The sequence below is a fragment of the Pseudomonas sp. NyZ480 genome, from assembly GCF_029537255.1.
Classification (GTDB): domain Bacteria; phylum Pseudomonadota; class Gammaproteobacteria; order Pseudomonadales; family Pseudomonadaceae; genus Aquipseudomonas; species Aquipseudomonas taiwanensis.
This window is the reverse complement of record NZ_CP120626.1, coordinates 2441471-2460023: the sequence shown is the minus strand read 5'-3', so window position 1 is coordinate 2460023 and position 18553 is coordinate 2441471. Positions and strand designations below refer to the sequence as shown.

Here is an 18553-nt window from a genome sequence, read left to right as displayed (position 1 = left end):
GCCGCTGTTGCTGGCACTTTCGCGGATAAACCCGGTCCTGCAGGGAGGGTAAGTGATCCCGCGTGAGGGCTTGTCATGCTCGACCAATTGTCACTTCTGTCGTTCGCCAGCGGAGGCTGGGGCCAGGCCCTGCTGGCCGGTGCCCTGGTCACTGTTTCGCTGGCCCTGGCCTGCCTGCCCATCGGCCTGCCGCTGGGCCTTGGCGTGGCCATGGCTGCGCGTTCTCGCAAACGCCTGCCAAGAGCCTGGGCGACCACCTTTTCCACCGTGTTTCGTGGGCTGCCCGAACTGCTCACCCTGCTCATCATCTATTACGGCTGCCAGATCGCCGCGCAAAAGATCCTGACAGCCATGGGCTATGAAGGTGAGTTCCTGATCAACACCTTCCTGGCCGCCATGGTCGCCTTCAGCCTGGTATTCGCGGCGTTCTCCAGCGAGATCTGGCTGGCCGCTTTCAAGACCCTGCCCAAAGGCCAGTTGGAGGCCTGCTCGGCCCTGGGCCTGGGCAAGCGCACGGCGTTCTTCAAGGTGGTGCTGCCGCAACTGACGCGCATCGCCCTGCCCGGCCTTTCCAACAACTGGCTGTCGTTGCTCAAGGACACCTCGCTGGTCTCGACCATTTCCCTGGTCGACCTGATGCGCCAGACCAATCTGGCAGTCAGCGTGACCAAAGAGCCGATGTTCTTCTATGGCGTTGCCTGCGTGGGCTACCTGCTGTTCTCGGCATTGTCGGGGCGGGTATTCGCCTGGATCGAACGACGCTGCAACCGACATCTGCAAGGAGCACGGGCATGAGCTTCGAACAACTGCTGGGCCTGGTACTAGACCCTGACCTGCTGGAGCGCTACGGGCCACGCTTCGTCGATGGCCTGCTGGTGACCGCGAAACTGGTGGCCATCTCCTTCAGTCTGGGCGCCGTCCTTGGCTTGCTGCTGGCATTGGCGAGGATGTCACACAGCCTGTTGTTGCAGCGCATGGCCGCTGGCTACATCTATTTTTTCCGGGGTTCGCCGCTGCTCGCGCAGCTGTTCCTACTTTATTACGGCCTGGGTTCGCTCAAAGGCTTCTGGCAGGACGTAGGGCTGTGGTGGTTCTTCCGCGAGGCGTGGTTCTGCACCCTGCTGGCCTTCACCCTGAACACCGCGGCGTACCAAGCCGAAATCTTCCGCGGCAGCCTGATGGCGGTCGCCCCAGGGCAGTACGAAGCCGCGCGAGCCTTGAGCCTGAAACGCTCGACCACCTTCTTCAAGGTGATCCTGCCGCAATCGCTGCTGGTGGCCATCGGCCCGCTGGGCAACGAGTTGATCCTGATGATCAAGGCCAGCGCCATCGCTTCGCTGGTGACCATCTACGACCTGATGGGCGTGACCAAGCTGGCCTTCTCGCGCAGCTTCGACTTCCAGATCTACCTGTGGGCCGCTGTGCTCTACCTGGTGATCGTGGAACTGGTACGGCGCCTGCTCAAACACCTGGAAGCCCGCCTGGGCCGCCACTTGAACTGACGGAAGGATACGTTCCATGCATTGCCAGACCCTTGTCCTCGGCGCCGGTATCGTCGGCGTCAGCACCGCGCTGCACCTGCAAGCGCGTGGTCGCCAGGTGATCCTGATCGACCGCGACGAACCCGGCAGCGGTACCAGCCACGGCAACGCGGGCCTGATCGAGCGCTCGAGCGTGATCCCCTACGCGTTCCCCCGCCAACTGGGCGCTCTGCTGCGTTATGGCCTGAACCGCCAGCCCGATGTTCGCTACAGCCTGCTGCACCTGCCCAAGGCAGCGCCATGGCTGCTGCGTTACTGGCGCCAGTCGGCTCCTGGGCGTCTGGCGGGCGCGGCCGCCGACATGCTGCCGCTGGTGCAGCGCTGCGTCGAAGAGCATGACGCGTTGATCGGTGCTGCTGGCCTCGAAGGGCTGGTGCAAGCCAAAGGCTGGATCGAGGTGTACCGCGACCCGGCCCTGTTCGAACAGGCCAAGGCCGAGATCAGGGGGCTTGCCCGCTATGGTCTGCAGTACGAGATTCTCGAGCGCGGCCAGTTGCAGGCGCGAGAGCATCAGCTCGACAGCGCGGTGGTCGGTGGCATTCATTGGCTCGACCCGAAAACCGTGAACAACCCCGGCGCCCTCACCCAGGGTTACGCCGCGCTATTCGTCCAGCGCGGCGGGCAGTTCCTGCATGGCGATGCACGCAGCCTGAGCCAGGTCGCAGGTCGCTGGCAGGTGAACAGCCAGCGCGGCCCGATCACCGCCGACGAAGTCGTCGCCTGCCTCGGCCCGCAATCCGCCCAAGTCTACGAGCGGTTGGGTTACCGCATCCCGCTGGGTATCAAGCGCGGCTACCACATGCACTACGGCACCCGTGACGGTGCACAGCTCGAACATGCGATCTGCGATACACAAGGCGGCTACGTGCTGGCACCGATGGCCCGAGGCGTGCGCCTGACCACCGGCATCGAGTTCGCCGCCAGCGACGCGCCGGGCAATGAAATCCAACTAAGGCGCTGCGAAATCCTGGCCCGCCAACTGTTCCCGGCCCTCGGCGAGCGCCTGGACGACAGCCCTTGGCTCGGTCGTCGCCCCTGCCTGCCGGACATGCGTCCGGTGATCGGGCCTGCGCCAAGGCACAAAGGGCTGTGGTTCAACTTCGGCCATGCCCACCATGGCCTGACCCTGGGCCCGGTCAGCGGCCGCCTGCTGGCCGAGATGGTCACCGGCGAACGGCCATTCACCGACCCTGCGCCTTACAGCGCTGCACGTTTCGACTGAACCCACGCGGGAGAACAACAATATGACCGCCCCCCTGAGCGTTGCCAGCCTTGCTCCTGAACCCGATCCGCGTCCAACGCTGATCAGCATCGAGGGCTTGAACAAGCATTACGGCGCCTTCCATGTATTGCGTGACATCAACCTCAAGGTGCGCGAAGGCGAGCGCATAGTCCTGTGCGGCCCATCCGGCTCGGGCAAGTCGACCCTGATCCGTTGCATCAACCGTCTGGAGGTGGCCGAGCAAGGCACCATTCGGGTCGACGGCACCGACCTTGCTGCGACCAGCCGGCAAGCTGCCCAGGTGCGTAGCGAAATTGGCATGGTATTCCAGCACTTCAACCTGTTTCCGCACATGAGCGTGCTCGACAACTGCCTGCTGGCCCCCACCAGCGTGCGCGGGCTGTCACGCAAGGACGCCGAGGAACGCGCGCGGATGTACCTGAGCAAGGTCGGCATCGAGAGCCAGGCGCACAAGTACCCCAGCCAGCTTTCCGGCGGCCAGCAACAACGGGTTGCGATTGCCCGTGCACTGTGCATGAAGCCGCGGATCATGCTGTTCGACGAACCGACCTCGGCGCTCGACCCGGAGATGGTCGCCGAGGTGCTGGATGTGCTGGTACAACTGGCTGGCACGGGCATGACCATGTTGTGCGTGACCCACGAGATGGGCTTTGCCCGGCAGGTCGCCGAGCGCGTGCTGTTCCTTGAAGGTGGTCAGATCATCGAAGACAGCCCGCCAGAGGTCTTTTTCGGCCAGCCACGCACTGCGCGAGCCAAGGCGTTCCTTGCGCAGATACTGCATTGAGGCCTGATCGTCGGCAAGCCGATGCCTGCTGGGGTTGCGGAGCCTTTGCCGGCGCCGAATTGGCGGCGATTCATTGCACGGCTGCAATGAGCCGACTGCATCGTTAAATATAATTGACCTCACCTTACGTCAAACCCTTGCCGCCTGAGGCTCGCAAGGGTTTAACCCCCCGTATTTCGGCGCCCGCCCCCCATCAAAGCCCCTGCGTGTCGTTTGACATATCGAACGGCTCTGGCAATCTATCGCTTAAGCCCCGACCGGAATCGTCGACTCGGACGAGCCGGCAGTGCTCGGGGCTCCAGGCAGCACAGAAGGCCAAGGCCGTGCGCCTGCACAACAACGACAGGTCGAACCTGTCTCAAGGTGACATATGTCCAACAGCAACATTGGCAGCAAACAACCCTCCCTGCGCAAACCCGTCGTCCTGATGACCATGGGCATGCAAGAGCGCAAAGGCCATGACTACCAGGTCATGACCCACAAATACATCACCCCGCTGGTCGAGTTTTCCGATTGCGTCCCGGTACTGGTGCCCACTTGCTGCGGTACCGAAGACCTGGAGACCTATCTGGACATGGCCGACGGCGTGTACCTGACCGGTGCTGGCAGCAATATCGACCCCACCCTGTACGGCCAGGAAAACGAGACCCCAGGCAAAGGCCAGGACAAGAACCGCGACCTGTTCGATATCCCGCTGGTCAAGGCAGCCATCAAGCGTGGCTTGCCGATCTTCGGCATCTGCCGGGGTATGCAGGAAATCAACGTGGCCCTGGGTGGTGATATCTACCAGAAGGTCTACGCAGAGCCAGGTTTCAACGATCACCGGGAAAACCCGGAAGACCCGGTCGAGGTGCAATACGCCCAGGTCCACAGCGTGAAGATCAAGCCAGGCAGCTGGCTGCGCGAAACGCTCGGTACCGATGAGATCCGCGTCAACTCGCTGCACGGTCAGGGCCTGCGCAATCTGGGTGAAGGCATCGAGCCGATCGCTCACGCCGAAGACGGCCTGGTCGAGGCCATCCACGCGCCAAGCATTTCGCCTTTCCTCTTCGCTGTGCAGTGGCACCCAGAGTGGCAAGCTGCGAAGAACCCTGACTCGATCAAAATGTTCCAGGCCTTTGGCGACGCCTGCCGCGCCCAGGTCCGCAAGGCCCAGGCCGGCAAACGCCACCTGGCGGCTTGATTCCTCTGCTTCGTTAGCTTTGATCGCGGGGCGGCGCAACGTCGCCCCCGTTTCCCCGGTCACCCTCTGCTGGTCCCAGAATACTTCCCGTGGAAGCGGGCGGCGGGCTTGTGCCTGTCTCCGCGATCGTTTTTTCCCTTTTCGCAGCCAGAGATACGATGACTGAGTGTGGTCGTCGTGACAGACCCTACGCCTGCGAGATCGAGCGCCGCCCGCGCGGCGCATCGCGAGCAAGGCTCGCTCCTACGTCTGTTTCGGGCCAACTATGCCTGTGAGATTGCCCGCGAACGCTTTGGCACCTGACGCGATATCAGGTCGTACAAACAAGGCGGTCGCGCATCGCGCCACTGACATCACTGGCCCGAAACAAGCGTAGGAGCGAGCCTTGCTCGCGATGCGCCGCGCGGGCGGCGCTCGATCTCCCCCCCACCGCATACCCCAATGTTTGTTTCGCGCCAATGAATCCCGAGGGATTGGCGTGCAAACGCTTCAGTGCACGGCGCGATATGAGGTCGTACAAACAAAACGGTCGCGCGCCGGCCACTGACATCACTGGCCCGAAACAAGCGTAGGAGCGAGCCTTGCTCGCGATGCGCCGCGCGGGCGGCGCTCGATCTCCCCCCCACCGCATACCCCAATGTTTGTTTCGCGCCAATGAATCCCGTGGGATTGGCGTGCAAACGCTTCAGTGCACGGCGCGATATGAGGTCGTACAAATAAAACGGTCGCGCATCGGCCACTGACATCACTGGCCCGAAACAAGCGTAGGAGCGAGCCTTGCTCGCGATGCGCCGCGCGGGCGGCGCTCGATCTCCCAGGCGCTACGCCTCTTCGGACATACGCCGCAAATCCCAAGACAAGCACCACCCAAGCAAAAAATCCCCAAAAGGGACTAGCCAACACCATAGTTGTACGATAACTTACATCCATCGCTAAACATCACTCGTCACCCAAGCGCCATAGGATGCCAACAACAATGACTCCACAAGAACTCAAATCCATCCTCTCCCACGGCCTGCTGTCGTTCCCGGTAACCGATTTCAATGCCCAGGGCGATTTCAACCAGGCCGGCTACATCAAACGCCTGGAATGGCTCGCCCCCTATGGCGCCAGCGCCCTGTTCGCCGCAGGCGGCACCGGTGAATTCTTCTCGCTGGCCGCCAGCGAATACAGCCAGATCATCAAGACCGCGGTCGACACCTGCGCCACGTCGGTGCCGATCCTCGCCGGCGTCGGCGGCTCCACCCGCCAGGCCATCGAATATGCGAAGGAAGCCGAGCGCTTGGGCGCCAAAGGCCTGCTGCTGCTGCCACACTACTTGACCGAAGCCAGCCAGGACGGCGTTGCAGCCCATGTCGAGGCCGTGTGCAAATCGGTGAACATCGGTGTGGTGGTCTACAACCGCAATGTCTGCCGCCTTAACGCGGTACAGCTGGAGAGGCTGGCCGAGCGTTGCCCGAACCTGATCGGCTACAAGGACGGCCTGGGTGACATCGAGCTGATGGTGTCGATCCGTCGCCGTCTGGGCGAACGCTTCAGCTACCTGGGTGGCCTGCCGACCGCCGAGGTGTATGCTGCCGCCTACAAGGCACTTGGTGTGCCGGTCTACTCGTCGGCGGTATTCAACTTCATCCCGAGAACTGCGATGGACTTCTACAACGCCATCGCCCGCGACGACCACGCCACCGTGGCCAAGCTGATCGACGATTTCTTCCTGCCATACCTGGACATCCGTAACCGCAAGGCCGGTTACGCCGTCAGCATCGTCAAGGCAGGGGCCAAGCTCGCCGGCTACGACGCAGGGCCGGTACGCACCCCGCTGACCGACCTGACTGGCGAAGAATACGAAATGCTCGCAGCGCTGATGGACAAGATGGGTCCGCAATAAGCGCCCCCGGCGGCCTGCCATCGCCGCCACCGGAGTGGGATGCCCCACTCCGGCTACAACTCGTGAGCCCGCACAAAAATAACTAGTGGGAGTATTGCCAGCATGCAAGCGACTAAAAAGACGCATGTGCGCTACCTGATCCTGTTCATGCTGTTCCTGGTGACCACGATCAACTATGCCGACAGAGCAACCATCGCCATCGCAGGTTCCAGCCTGCAGAAAGACCTCGGCATTGACGCCGTAACCCTCGGTTATATCTTCTCCGCCTTCGGATGGGCTTACGTGGCTGGCCAGATTCCTGGTGGCTGGCTGCTCGATCGTTTCGGTTCCAAGAACGTCTACGCCTTCAGCATCTTCACCTGGTCGCTGTTCACCCTGCTGCAAGGCTTCGTCGGCGGTTTGCCCGTGGCCTGGGCAGTGGTGACCCTGTTCACCCTTCGCTTTCTGGTCGGTTTTGCCGAAGCCCCCTCGTTCCCGGGCAATGCCCGCATCGTCGCGGCCTGGTTTCCTACACAGGAACGCGGCACCGCCTCGGCCATCTTCAACTCGGCACAATACTTCGCCACCGCATTGTTCGCCCCGATCATGGGCTGGATCGTGTTCAGCTTCGGCTGGGAGCACGTATTCGTGGTGATGGGCGCGCTCGGGATCCTGTTCTCGATGGTGTGGATGAAGACCATCTACAACCCACGTCAGCACCCACGCATCAGCCAGGACGAGCTCGAACACATCGAGCAGAACGGCGGCCTCGTGGACATGGACCAAAAGCGTGGCGATAACGCAGGCCCCAAATGGGGCTACATCAAGCAACTGCTGACCAGCCGCATGTTGCTGGGCGTCTATCTTGGCCAGTATTGCATCAACGCCATCACCTACTTCTTTCTCACCTGGTTCCCGGTATACCTGGTGCAGGAACGTGGCATGACCATCCTCAAGGCCGGCTTCATCGCCTCGCTGCCGGCAGTGTGCGGCTTCATCGGTGGCGTGCTTGGCGGGGTGATCTCGGACTGGCTGCTGCGACGGGGCAACTCGCTGACCTTCGCCCGCAAGCTGCCCATCGTCTGTGGCCTGCTGCTGTCGACCACCATGGTCTTCTGCAACTACGTCGATGCCGAATGGATGGTCGTAGGATTCATGACCCTGGCCTTCTTCGGCAAAGGCATCGGCGCGTTGGGCTGGGCAGTGGTCGCCGACACCTCGCCCAAGCAGATCGCCGGGTTGTCCGGTGGCCTGTTCAACACCTTCGGCAACATTGCCTCGATCACCACGCCAATCGTCATCGGCTACATCATCAGCGCCACCGGTTCGTTCAAGTGGGCGCTGGTGTATGTAGGCGCCAACGCGCTGGTGGCGGTGTTCAGCTACTTGGTGATCGTCGGCCCGATCAAACGGATCGAGTTGCGCGACGACCCAAAGACTGAAGCCGAGCCACGCGCCACTGGCGAGCTGGCCAGCTCTCGCCACTGACAGAGCACGCCCGCGCCGGCGGATGCCGTGGGCGGGCGGACGTACAACGCCTGAGAATCTGACAAACAGGGCCCCCATATGCAGTTGATCGAACACTCAGACTCGCCCCGCTACGTTCGCCTTCACGACGACGATAACGTCGTGGTGGTGGTCAACGACGGCGGCCTGGGCGAAGGCGCCCGCTTCGCCGACGGCCTGACCTTGATCGAGGGTGTACCGCAGAGCCACAAGGTCGCCACCGTGAACATCGCCAAGGGCGAGTCGGTGCGCCGTTACGGGCAAATAATCGGGTACGCCCTTGAGGACCTGCGCCAGGGCAGTTGGGTCCAGGAAAGCCAACTGGCCATGCCAGCGGCCCCGGCACTGGACAGCCTGCCACGCTGCGACGCAGTGCCCGCGCCCCTGCCGCCACTGGAAGGCTTTACCTTCGAAGGCTATCGCAATGCCGATGGGACCGTCGGTACCCGCAACATCCTTGGCATCACCACCACGGTGCAATGCGTGACCGGCGTTCTCGAACATGCGGTCAAGCGCATCCGCAGCGAACTGCTGCCCAAGTACCCGAACGTCGACGACGTGGTGGCACTGACCCACAGCTACGGCTGCGGCGTGGCGATCAATGCGCGCGACGCCTACATCCCCATCCGTACCGTGCGCAACCTGGCACGCAACCCGAATCTCGGCGGCGAGGCATTGGTCATCAGTCTGGGTTGCGAAAAGCTACAGGCCAGTCAGGTGATGCACGATGACGACCCGTCGGTGGACCTCAGCGAACCGTGGCTATACCGCCTGCAGGATGCCAGCCTGGGCTTCGTCGAAATGATCGAGCAGATCATGGAACTGGCCGAAACGCGCCTGAAGAAGCTCGATCAACGCCGCCGCGAAACGGTACCCGCCAGCGAGTTGATTCTGGGCATGCAGTGTGGTGGCAGCGATGCCTTCTCGGGCATCACCGCCAACCCAGCGCTGGGGTTTGCCGCTGACCTGCTGGTACGCGCCGGCGCTACCGTACTGTTCTCGGAAGTGACTGAAGTGCGCGACGCCATCTACATGCTCACCTCCCGCGCCGAGAACCAGGAAGTCGCCGATGCCCTGGTGCGCGAGATGGACTGGTACGACCGCTACCTGCAACAAGGCGCGGCCGACCGCAGCGCCAACACGACACCGGGCAACAAGAAAGGCGGCCTGTCCAACATCGTCGAAAAATCCCTGGGCTCTATCGTCAAGTCCGGTAGCAGTGCCATCCAGGGTGTGCTTGGCCCTGGCGAGCGGGTCAAGCGCAAAGGCCTGATCTTCTGCGCCACCCCCGCCAGCGATTTCGTCTGCGGCACGCTGCAACTGGCCGCAGGCATGAACCTGCATGTGTTCACCACCGGTCGCGGCACGCCTTATGGCCTGGCCATGACGCCGGTGGTCAAGGTCTGCACCCGGACCGAACTGGCCCAGCGCTGGCCTGACCTGATCGACATCGACGCCGGGCGCATTGCCAGTGGCCGTTCGACCCTCGAGGAACTGGGCTGGGAGCTGTTTCACTACTACCTGGACGTGGCCAGCGGCCGCAAGCGGACCTGGGCCGAGCAGCACAAGCTGCACAACGACATCACGCTGTTCAACCCGGCGCCGATCACCTGATACGCCACCTGCCCTGTGGCGGCCGGCTTGTCGGCGATTGGAGTGCGCAGCACTCGCCCAGCGCCTGGCGCCTACAGGAACGACGTTGTCCTCCAGTCTTTTTCTCCAAAGGAGTACCCCATGCCTGAGATCCTCGGCCACAACTTCATCGCCGGCCAGCGCAGCGCCACAGGTTCGCAGCGCCTGCAGAGCCTGGACGCCACCACCGGCGAAGCCCTGCCTTTCAGCTTCATGCAGGCCACCGAAAGCGAAGTCGACCAAGCCGCCAAGGCCGCTGCCGCGGCATTCCCCGAATTCCGCCAGTCGAGCCCGGCCCGCCGCGCCGAGTTCCTCGACGCCATTGCCGCCGAACTGGATGAACTCGATGACGCCTTCGTCGCCATCGTCTGCCGTGAAACTGCCCTGCCCGCCGCACGCATCCAGGGTGAGCGCGGTCGTACCAGCGGCCAGATGCGCCTGTTCGCGCAGCTGCTGCGCCGTGGCGACTTCCTTGGCGCGCGCATCGATCTGGCCCTGCCAGAGCGCCAACCGCTGCCCCGCGTCGACCTGCGCCAGATGCGCATCGGTGTAGGCCCGGTCGCCGTCTTCGGTGCCAGCAACTTCCCGCTGGCCTTCTCCACCGCCGGCGGCGACACCGCCGCTGCATTCGCCGCAGGCTGCCCGGTAGTGTTCAAGGCCCACAGCGGCCACATGGCAACCGCCGACATGGTCGCCACCGCGATCATCCGGGCCGCCGAGCGTACCGGCATGCCCAAAGGCGTGTTCAACATGGTCTTTGGTGGCGGGGTCGGTGAGTGGTTGGTCAAGCACCCGGCTATCCAGGCGGTCGGTTTCACCGGTTCGCTCAAAGGTGGCGATGCCCTGTGCCGCATGGCCGCCGAACGCCCTCAGCCGATTCCAGTGTTCGCCGAGATGTCCAGCATCAACCCGGTCATCATCCTGCCGGGCGCCCTGGCCAGGCGTGGCGACGCCATCGCCCGTGAACTGGCGGGATCCGTATGCCTTGGCGCCGGCCAGTTCTGCACCAATCCGGGCCTGGTGATAGGGCTGCAGTCGGCGCCATTCAGCCAGCTACTCGCCGACCTTGGCCGACACCTGGAGCAGCAAGCCGGCCAGACCATGCTCAACGCGGGCGGCCTGCGCAGCTATGTGGACGGCCTGAAGCATTTGCATGCCCACGCTGGCATCGAACACCTGGCCGGCCAGCCGCAGGAAGGCGGCCAGGCCCGCGCACAGTTGTTCAAGGCGGACACCCGCCTGCTGGTCGAGTCCGACCCGCTGCTGCAGGAGGAGGTGTTCGGCCCGACCACGGTAGCCGTGCAAGCCAAGGACAATGCCGAATTACGCGCTGCCCTACTAGGCCTGCGCGGGCAACTGACGGCTACCCTGATCGGCGAGCCTGAAGACTTCGAAGCCTTCGCCTGGCTGGTGCCCTTGCTTGAAGAAAAAGTCGGCCGCATTCTGGTCAACGGCTATCCGACCGGCGTGGAAGTGTGCGATGCGATGGTGCATGGCGGGCCGTACCCGGCAACGTCCGATGCCCGTGGCACCTCGGTCGGCACCCTGGCCATCGATCGCTTCCTGCGCCCGGTGTGCTACCAGAACTACCCGCAGACGCTGCTGCCCGAGGCGCTGCGTGACAGCAATCCGCTTGGGCTGCGTCGGCTGGTGAATGGGCAATGGAGCGATGGGGCGATCTAAGTGGCCTGATGCAAGAACGCCCTGCTGATGCGGGGCGTTTTTGGCTGTTCGGCGTTAGAGTTGCGCCGTCCGGTAGATCGAGCGCCGCCCGCGCGGCGCATCGCGAGCAAGGCTCGCTCCTACGTCTGTTTCGGGCCAATTATTCCTGTGAGAGTTGCGCGCGACCACTTTGGTGCTGGGCGCGATTGAGCCGTACAAACGAGGCGGTCGCGCACGTCTATTGCTGGGGTTACTGGCCCGAAACAAACGTAGGAGCGAGCCTTGCTCGCGATGCGCCGCGCGGGCGGCGCTCGATCTCACACACACCAACCCACTCCAACCCTGCCCTAAAAACCTCAGCCCTCTTGCGCCTCAGCCTCCTCATGCGCCTGGCGCAACCGCTCGCGGCTATTGCTCAAATGCATGCGCATGGCCATCTTCGCCCCCTCGCTATCGCGCCGGGCAATCGCTTCATAGATCGCTTCATGCTCGTGGCTCAGCCGGCTCATGTAATGGGCCTGGTCGTCACGCGCCAGGCGCGCCGAATTCAGCCGGGTGCGCGGGATAATGCTGGTGCCCAGGTGGTTGATGATATCGGCGAAGTAATGGTTGCCGCTGGCCTGGGCGATGCGCAGGTGAAACTGGAAGTCCGCCGACACCGCATCGAAGGCATGGGCAACACCTTCGTTGAGCTCGTCCAGCGCAGCACGCATGCCGGCCAGTTCCTCGTCGCTGCGCCGCTGCGCCGCAAGGCCTGCCGACTCGATCTCCAGAGCGATGCGCAATTCCAGCACCGCCAGCACTTCACGCAGCGTGACCACGGTCGCCGGGTCGATGCGAAAACCGCTAGAGGCCGGAGCGTCCAGCACGAAAGTGCCGATACCATGGCGAGTCTCGACCTGACCGGCTGCCTGCAGCCGCGAGATCGCTTCACGCACGACCGTGCGGCTCACGCCTTCCTCGGCCATGATCTGCGATTCGGTCGGCAACTTGTCGCCACGCTTGAGCTGGCCGCTGCGAATGCGCTCGGTCAGCACCGTAACCAGTTCCTGGGCCAGACTGCGCGGCTTGCGCCGGGTTCTTGCCTGTACCTGTTGCTCTGTCATGCCCTGTATTTCACCTTGAAAGACAGCCGTCATGATAGCGCAAGCAGTTGTACGATCACATACACCCCGCCCGGTATTTATTACCGTGCCGCACCGCCCCCCACTTGAACTGGCGATTGGTGGTCGCATTGCTCCCACCTGCCAGCAAACTGCTGGCCCCCAGCCCTTCGCAGGCGAGGCAAACTCCCTTCTCCTTCAGAAGCTTAGGACAGCAACATGCGGGTATTTCTAGCAACCATGGCCGGCTGCCTGTTGGCCACGATCGCCTTCGGCGTCCAAGCCAGGACGTTGAGCCAGAATGATCGCCACGTCTGCGCCTGGGGTTCGCAGATCGCCGCCGAGGCTCAGCAGGCCAAGCTCTCCGGGGTTACGCTGTACGCCACCCGCAAGAAGCTGCAGGTACGTAAATTCCCCAAACCATGGATGCGCATGACCGCATTCGGCATCACCGAGCAGACCTACAACAGCCGCTCGCGACTCAAGCCGGCGGCTATCAAGCAGACGTATTACGAGCAGTGCGTGCAGCATGCGGTCGCCAAGAGATAATTTCTTATTTATCAAAATGTTATGGCTAAATATTGATGAATAATCTAGCTGGCGATCCATTACATCCAGAAGTATTTTCCTTTTTTGATCAATAACTTAATTGCACAAAATGAATCAAAATCGAGAAAATAGGCCACCCTGTCACCGCAATCAGCTGCATGTTTATCATTGCCGCACGCAGTGAAGTAAGGGTCAGCCTGGGTAGATTGGCTGGCAACGCACCTCTGTCCTCACCGAGTTGGCGATGAAGCACTCTTCATGAGCAAGATGGTGCAAGCGCTCCAACTGCTCCCGAGTCGGCTGGCGCTCGCCCGAGAACGCCACCCGGGGGCGCAGGGTCACAAGGGTCATCGCCGTGCGCCCCGCTTCATTGCGATCCATCACGCCGACAGCATCGTCCACGTACTGCTCGACGCAGAAACGCTGCTTGGCCGCAAGCGACAGAAACCACAGCATGTGGCAACTGGACAGCGATGCGACGAAGGCTTCTTCGGGGTCGACCGCCGAAGCATCGGACAGCGGCAACGGCACCACATGGGGCGACGAGGAACCCACTACCTCGACACCGCCATCGAAACGCCACAGGTGCCTGCGGCTGTACTGGTTACCGAGGAAATCCTGCCCCTCACGGGCCCAGGCTACTTGTGCCGTGTATTGCGCCACGCAAACCTCCTTGTCCAGATCATCATTAGAATTCAGCAGCCGGTGAGCGCCACGGGACCACGCTCACCGGCAAAGAACCACGGACGCAGGCGCACACCGATCACGTTGCCGGCATAGGCCGCCAGCAACCACAACCAACCGTGCACGCTGCCCGAGGCGATGCCGCTGAAATAAGCGCCAATGTTGCAACCGTAAGCCAAGCGTGAACCATAACCCAGCATCAAGCCGCCGACCATGGCAGCGATCAACGATGGCAGGGGAATCTTCAGGCTAGGTGCGAAACGGCCTGCCAGCCCCGCGGCGAGCAAAGCCCCCAGAACGATACCCAGGTCCATGACCGTGGTGATGTCCTGCCACAGTGGCGCCGCCAGCGCCTTGGCGTTGGCTGGCATCTGCCAGAACGCCCAACTGCTCACGTCCACCCCCAGGCCGTTCAGAGTCTTGGCGCCCCACAGGGCGAACGCCGAGGTGATCCCCCAAGGTCGCCCCGCCAGGGCCAGGGTGGCGTAGTTCAGCAAGGCCAGGGCGATAGCGCCCCACAAGAGCGGCCACGGGCCACGCACAAAGCGTTGCAAGCCTTGGTGTTCGCGGGCAACCGGCGCTTGCAGGGTTGCATGCCGACGCTTTTCAAGCACCACGGTCGTCCAGGCAATCAGGCCGAACAGCGCCAGGCTCACCAGCAAAGCGGGTCCGACACCCCACACCTGAACGATCGAAGTGGCCGGAAACGATGGCAGCGCAAACCACCAATCAGCGTGATGGGTCGCCGACACCGAACCGATGATGAAGAACAACAGGGTCACCAGCATTCGCGCGTTGCCACCGCCGACGGTGAACAACGTCCCGGAAGCGCAACCACCGCCCAACTGCATGCCGATGCCGAAGATGAACGCGCCGAACACCACCGAGACCCCTGCCGGAGCCACCAGTCCGCTTACCGGGTTACCCAACAGGCTACCCGCCGACAGCGCCGGAAAGAACAGCAGTACCGCCAGTGCCAGCATGACCATCTGGGCCCGCAGACCGGCGCCACGGCGCTCGTTGATGAACACTCGCCAGGCCGATGTGAAGCCGAACGCTGCGTGGTAGAGCGTCAGGCCCAAGGCCGCGCCGACAAGCAGCAGCAACACCTGCTTGAAACCGGCATTGCGGTTGAGAAACCAGGCCCCGGCCAGCAACAAGGCCAGGGCGATCGAGGGGGCGCCCAAGCGGCGCGGTTCGGGTGTGGCGGCAGAGGAAAGACCCATCACAATACTCGGATTTCAATGAAACGGGCGCCGAGTATAACGCCCTGGGTCTTCGAAAACCGCTCAGCCGGCGAGTACGAGCGTTATGCGGGGACGGCGCCTCATCCCGTCGCTAGCGTGACGTCTCCACGCGCAATACTTCGGTGTAGATGGCATCGACCGTCTGCCCGACCTTGAGGTTCTTCATCCGGGCCTGAAGGTCAGGGTTCTCGACCTTGACCACCTGTAACTTGCCCTCAGGCGGCAGCAGGCTTACCTCATGGTTCTTGAGGTCGATTTTCTGGATCTGTGACGTCACCCTGACCTGGCGGAACGCTTCGCCCCCTGGGTTGGGGTTGTCGGCAGTGGCACGGAGGGTGCCAGACTCATCGCTCATCTTTGGCGCCCCACCTACATGGGTGTTGAGCACGTAGGCCACCGCGCGGGTGACATAGATGTCGACGGTGTCACCGACCTTCAGGTTGGGCAACGCCTTGGCCTTCTCGGTCAACTGAAAGGTTACATCCTTGTCGTTAGGCCCTTTAACCGTCACCTGACGCTTTTCCAGGTCGATGGCCTGCACCTGGGTGGTGACATGACTTTCCAGCGCCTCACTTCCAATCGGTACGTCCGCCGCCTGGGCGAGGAGGCTGACTGTGGTCAGCATCGAAGCAAGGGCAACGGCGCGAGCCAGGGAGCTAATGGGTTTCATAGGCAGCTTCCATGTGATTCAGAGCGAATGAGTGGGGAAATCCTTACGCGCAGACAAGCATAGCCACTGCGCACCAACCCGCCGCCCCCGTTAGCAGCGGGCGCCATTTTTGGATCCCAAAAGCCATTACAAAATTATTAGGGAATGATTAACCTTTACACTTGCTTTACATTTGTTAACCATTACCATTCGCGACTTCAAAACAACAACTGAGTCGCCCTTCATGGCAAAACTGTCTGCTGCTCCTGCCTCATTGTCAGTACTCGGCTTGCTGGTCGCCCCCACCGCTCATGCCGACACCCAGGAGGCCCTTGCCCTCCCCGCAACTTCCGTTACCAGCGCCTACGAGCAGCAAAGCTACAAGGCCAGCGAAAGCAAAAGCGCGCTGAAGATCGATGCGCCGCTGCGCGACATTCCACAGACCGTGAACGTCGTTCCAGAGAGCGTGATCAAGGACCAGGGCGCTCAGTCCATGGCGGACGTGCTCAAGAACGTGCCCGGCGTCGGCCTGTCCAACGGCGATGGTCAGCGCGACCAGGTCACCATCCGCGGCTTCAGCGCCATCGGCGACATGTACATCGACGGTGTTCGGGACGACGCCCTGTACTTTCGCGACCTGTCCAACATCGAGCGGGTCGAAGTCATCAAAGGTCCTGCCGCCGTGCTCTACGGCCGTGGCTCCTCGGGCGGCCTGATCAACAGCATCAGCAAGAAACCTGGCTTTGCGCCCAAGCGCGAGGTCGGCGTCAGTTTCGACAGTGAAGGCAAGCGCCGCACCCAGTTCGACACCGGCTGGGCTGACCAGCGAAGCAACCAGGCCTACCGCGTCACTGGCGCCTTCGAAGACAGCGACACCTTCCGCGACGATGGCTACATCGACCGCAAGGCCATCGCCCCGTCGGCTTACTTCAGGCTGTCCGACGACCTGGAGCTGAACCTGGGTGCTACCTACTTGTACGACAAGCGCCTGATCGACTTCGGCATCCCCGCCCTGGGCAACCGTCCAGTGGATGTCGATCGCGACAAGCGCTTCGGCTCAGGCGATGCCGACCAGGACTACGCCCGCAGCGAGGTATTCTCGTTCACCGCCAGCCTCGACTACCGCATCAACGACGACTTCACCCTGACCAACACTAGCCGCTTCTACCGCTACGACCTGGACCGCAACAACACGCTGGCCGACAGCAGCCCTACCCGCTTCGTCACCGCGCCCAACGGCGAGTTGCTCGTCAAGCTCAACCGCGGCAACGTGGCGCGTGACGAGTACGGCGTGTTCAACCAGACCGAGCTCAAGCAGCAGGCACAATTGCTTGGCATGCAGCACAACCTGCTGTACGGCGTGGAAGTGGGCATGCAGGACAAGCACCAGCGGGTCTTCAGCCAGAACAACGTGGCCCAGGTACCGGTGTATCGCGACGGCCTGGTACCGGTACCAGAGCATGCGGCCAACCTGTCGTCCAAGGGCACCAACTATCAGCAGACCACAGGCCTGTACGTGCAGGACCTGGTCGAGCTGAGCGAGCACTGGAAAGCCCTGGTCGGCGTGCGCTATGACATCTTCGGCCAAGAGTACGACGACGACCGTCGCCAGAATGTCGACCTCGACCGCACCGACAAGACCTGGAGCCCGCGTGCCGGCCTGGTGTATCAACCTGACGCGATCCAGTCGTACTACGTTTCGGTGAGCCGCAGTTACCAGCCGTCTGGTGAAGTGTTCGCGGTCAGCCCGAGCAACCAGCACCTGGAACCTGAAGAGACCACCAACTACGAGCTGGGCGCCAAGTGGGACCTGCTGGACAACCGTCTTTCGCTGACGGCGGCGATCTTCCGCCTCGAACGCACCAACATGAAGACGGCGGACCCAGCCAACCCGAACCTCACCATACTGGCCGGCGAACAACGCACCGACGGCTTCGAAGCCACCGTCAGCGGCCAGTTGACCGACAAGTGGCAGGTTTACGCAGGCTACGCCTACCTGGATGCGGAAATCACCAAGTCCAACAGCAAGACCAACGGGGTGTCCAACGAAGGCCAGACGCCCACGCTGACCCCTCGCAACAGCGCCAACCTGTGGCTGGTGCGCACCCTCACCCCGCAATGGCGGGTGGCTGCAGGCGCCAACTACGTCGACGAGCGCTACACCGCGCTGGATAACAAGGTGGTGATGCCTGGCTACACCACCTTCGATGCGGCGCTGCTGTACAGCGTGCCGCAGTGGGACATGGCCTTGCGCCTGAAGAACCTGTTCGACCGCGACTACTATGCCTCCGCGCACGGCTCGGTCGACCTGATAACCCCAGGTGCGCCGCGCACCCTGGAAGCCAGCCTGAACTACCGTTTCTGACCCTACGCGCCTGCTGTGGAAGCGGCCTCGTGCCGCGAAAGTGCCACAAAAGTGGCCCCAGACTTCAGCCTCGATGGATGAAGCGCTGGGGCGACCCTGCGGCCCTTTCGCGGCTCGACTACATTTGCTGTACCCCCCAGGAAAGAGGGACCGTCGGGTTCACCGCTTGGCCGGAATGACATATCCTGACGCGCATTAACCAACCGGACCGTAGCGTTCACCGAGCTTGGGGCATGTCATGAATGCGCACCCTCTACGGCACTGCAACTACCTGTTCGCCAGTGCTCTGATCGCCATCAGTCTGGCCATGACGGCCGGGTGTTCCAACAAAACCAGCAAGGCCCGTTACGCCATGGCGACAACGGGCTCCAAATGCTACGCAAAAGCACTGCCCAGCAGCGGCGAAGGCGGCCTGGCCTGGGGCAACACGTTGAGCATCGCCCAGCAAAAATCACTGAACAACTGCATCCGTTATGCCAGCAGGTCCGGGGGCACCCCGGACACGTGCCAGGTGGTCCTGGCCAAGTGCAAGAACTGA

At 62.5% G+C, this 18553-nt stretch carries 16 protein-coding genes; 12 read left to right on the top strand and 4 right to left on the bottom strand.

The genetic code is table 11. The annotated features are described in order from the left end of the window. The first annotated feature begins 75 nt into the window (after positions 1-75). The 9 genes from P3R38_RS11300 to P3R38_RS11260 all read left to right on the top strand — a co-directional run bounded on the left by P3R38_RS11300 (position 76) and on the right by P3R38_RS11260 (position 11439). Positions 76-795 carry an ABC transporter permease subunit gene (locus P3R38_RS11300; RefSeq protein ID WP_023380339.1) on the top strand — a complete coding sequence of 240 codons (720 nt, stop codon included), beginning with the start codon at positions 76-78 and terminating at the stop codon, positions 793-795. Continuing rightward, entirely contained in the window at positions 792-1502 is a 711-nt protein-coding gene (locus tag P3R38_RS11295) for an ABC transporter permease subunit (RefSeq protein WP_023380338.1), read from the top strand. The genes P3R38_RS11300 and P3R38_RS11295 overlap by 4 nt, the downstream gene beginning before the upstream one ends. A gap of 16 nt (positions 1503-1518) precedes the next feature. Further along, a complete protein-coding gene (locus tag P3R38_RS11290; protein WP_023380337.1) occupies positions 1519-2763 on the top strand; it encodes an FAD-binding oxidoreductase in 1245 nt (414 codons plus the stop codon). Between the two features lie 22 nt (positions 2764-2785). Beyond that, positions 2786-3568, top strand: coding sequence for an amino acid ABC transporter ATP-binding protein (locus P3R38_RS11285; RefSeq protein ID WP_023380336.1), 783 nt, complete (start codon positions 2786-2788; stop codon positions 3566-3568). Positions 3569-3938: 370 nt separating this feature from the next. Then, on the top strand, positions 3939-4751 hold the full coding sequence (locus P3R38_RS11280; RefSeq protein WP_023380334.1) for a type 1 glutamine amidotransferase: 813 nt from the start codon (positions 3939-3941) through the stop codon (positions 4749-4751). A gap of 976 nt (positions 4752-5727) precedes the next feature. Next, positions 5728-6639, top strand: coding sequence for a 5-dehydro-4-deoxyglucarate dehydratase (gene kdgD, locus P3R38_RS11275; protein WP_023380333.1), 912 nt, complete (start codon positions 5728-5730; stop codon positions 6637-6639). Between the two features lie 102 nt (positions 6640-6741). Next, positions 6742-8106, top strand: coding sequence for an MFS transporter (locus P3R38_RS11270; protein WP_277687143.1), 1365 nt, complete (start codon positions 6742-6744; stop codon positions 8104-8106). Between the two features lie 78 nt (positions 8107-8184). Then, positions 8185-9738 (top strand): galactarate dehydratase, encoded by a 1554-nt coding sequence (garD, locus tag P3R38_RS11265; RefSeq protein WP_277687142.1) that lies wholly within the window; start codon positions 8185-8187, stop codon positions 9736-9738. A 120-nt stretch (positions 9739-9858) separates the two neighbouring features. Further along, positions 9859-11439, top strand: a complete 1581-nt coding sequence (locus tag P3R38_RS11260) for an aldehyde dehydrogenase (NADP(+)) (protein WP_023380328.1) — start codon at positions 9859-9861, stop codon at positions 11437-11439. 335 nt (positions 11440-11774) lie between these two features. Here P3R38_RS11260 and P3R38_RS11255 read toward each other — a convergent pair whose 3' ends face one another. Then, a complete protein-coding gene (locus tag P3R38_RS11255; RefSeq protein ID WP_023380326.1) occupies positions 11775-12524 on the bottom strand; it encodes a FadR/GntR family transcriptional regulator in 750 nt (249 codons plus the stop codon). Between the two features lie 216 nt (positions 12525-12740). Here P3R38_RS11255 and P3R38_RS11250 point away from each other — a divergent pair, with 216 nt between their 5' ends. Continuing rightward, a complete protein-coding gene (locus P3R38_RS11250; RefSeq protein WP_027907799.1) occupies positions 12741-13070 on the top strand; it encodes a hypothetical protein in 330 nt (109 codons plus the stop codon). Positions 13071-13262: 192 nt separating this feature from the next. On the opposite strand, the gene P3R38_RS11245 is transcribed toward P3R38_RS11250, so the two are convergent. From P3R38_RS11245 to P3R38_RS11235, 3 genes are all read right to left on the bottom strand, one after another. Beyond that, positions 13263-13733: an OsmC family protein gene (locus P3R38_RS11245; RefSeq protein WP_023380324.1), complete on the bottom strand. Its 471-nt coding sequence runs from the start codon at positions 13731-13733 to the stop codon at positions 13263-13265. A 32-nt stretch (positions 13734-13765) separates the two neighbouring features. Then, the gene (locus P3R38_RS11240) at positions 13766-14980 is read right to left on the bottom strand and encodes a YeeE/YedE family protein (RefSeq protein ID WP_277687141.1); all 1215 of its coding nucleotides are present in this window, start codon (positions 14978-14980) and stop codon (positions 13766-13768) included. Positions 14981-15092: 112 nt separating this feature from the next. After that, complete coding sequence (locus P3R38_RS11235; protein WP_104881848.1) at positions 15093-15671, bottom strand: hypothetical protein; 579 nt, start codon at positions 15669-15671, stop codon at positions 15093-15095. Positions 15672-15894: 223 nt separating this feature from the next. Between P3R38_RS11235 and P3R38_RS11230 the strand changes: the two genes are divergently transcribed. Continuing rightward, positions 15895-18015: a TonB-dependent siderophore receptor gene (locus P3R38_RS11230; protein ID WP_104884004.1), complete on the top strand. Its 2121-nt coding sequence runs from the start codon at positions 15895-15897 to the stop codon at positions 18013-18015. Between the two features lie 238 nt (positions 18016-18253). Then, positions 18254-18553 (top strand): hypothetical protein, encoded by a 300-nt coding sequence (locus P3R38_RS11225; RefSeq protein WP_023380320.1) that lies wholly within the window; start codon positions 18254-18256, stop codon positions 18551-18553.

Excerpts from the sequence above, each read along its gene's own strand:
- P3R38_RS11230 (WP_104884004.1), top strand. The coding sequence starts at position 15,895 with ATGGCAAAACTGTCTGCTGCTCCTGCCTCATTGTCAGTACTCGGCTTG.
- P3R38_RS11280 (WP_023380334.1), top strand. The coding sequence starts at position 3,939 with ATGTCCAACAGCAACATTGGCAGCAAACAACCCTCCCTGCGCAAACCC.
- garD (WP_277687142.1), top strand. The coding sequence starts at position 8,185 with ATGCAGTTGATCGAACACTCAGACTCGCCCCGCTACGTTCGCCTTCAC.
- P3R38_RS11295 (WP_023380338.1), top strand. The coding sequence starts at position 792 with ATGAGCTTCGAACAACTGCTGGGCCTGGTACTAGACCCTGACCTGCTG.
- P3R38_RS11250 (WP_027907799.1), top strand. The coding sequence starts at position 12,741 with ATGCGGGTATTTCTAGCAACCATGGCCGGCTGCCTGTTGGCCACGATC.
- P3R38_RS11270 (WP_277687143.1), top strand. The coding sequence starts at position 6,742 with ATGCAAGCGACTAAAAAGACGCATGTGCGCTACCTGATCCTGTTCATG.
- P3R38_RS11255 (WP_023380326.1), bottom strand. The coding sequence starts at position 12,524 with ATGACAGAGCAACAGGTACAGGCAAGAACCCGGCGCAAGCCGCGCAGT.
- P3R38_RS11240 (WP_277687141.1), bottom strand. The coding sequence starts at position 14,980 with ATGGGTCTTTCCTCTGCCGCCACACCCGAACCGCGCCGCTTGGGCGCC.
- P3R38_RS11235 (WP_104881848.1), bottom strand. The coding sequence starts at position 15,671 with ATGAAACCCATTAGCTCCCTGGCTCGCGCCGTTGCCCTTGCTTCGATG.
- P3R38_RS11260 (WP_023380328.1), top strand. The coding sequence starts at position 9,859 with ATGCCTGAGATCCTCGGCCACAACTTCATCGCCGGCCAGCGCAGCGCC.
- P3R38_RS11290 (WP_023380337.1), top strand. The coding sequence starts at position 1,519 with ATGCATTGCCAGACCCTTGTCCTCGGCGCCGGTATCGTCGGCGTCAGC.
- P3R38_RS11285 (WP_023380336.1), top strand. The coding sequence starts at position 2,786 with ATGACCGCCCCCCTGAGCGTTGCCAGCCTTGCTCCTGAACCCGATCCG.
- P3R38_RS11300 (WP_023380339.1), top strand. The coding sequence starts at position 76 with ATGCTCGACCAATTGTCACTTCTGTCGTTCGCCAGCGGAGGCTGGGGC.
- P3R38_RS11225 (WP_023380320.1), top strand. The coding sequence starts at position 18,254 with ATGAATGCGCACCCTCTACGGCACTGCAACTACCTGTTCGCCAGTGCT.
- kdgD (WP_023380333.1), top strand. The coding sequence starts at position 5,728 with ATGACTCCACAAGAACTCAAATCCATCCTCTCCCACGGCCTGCTGTCG.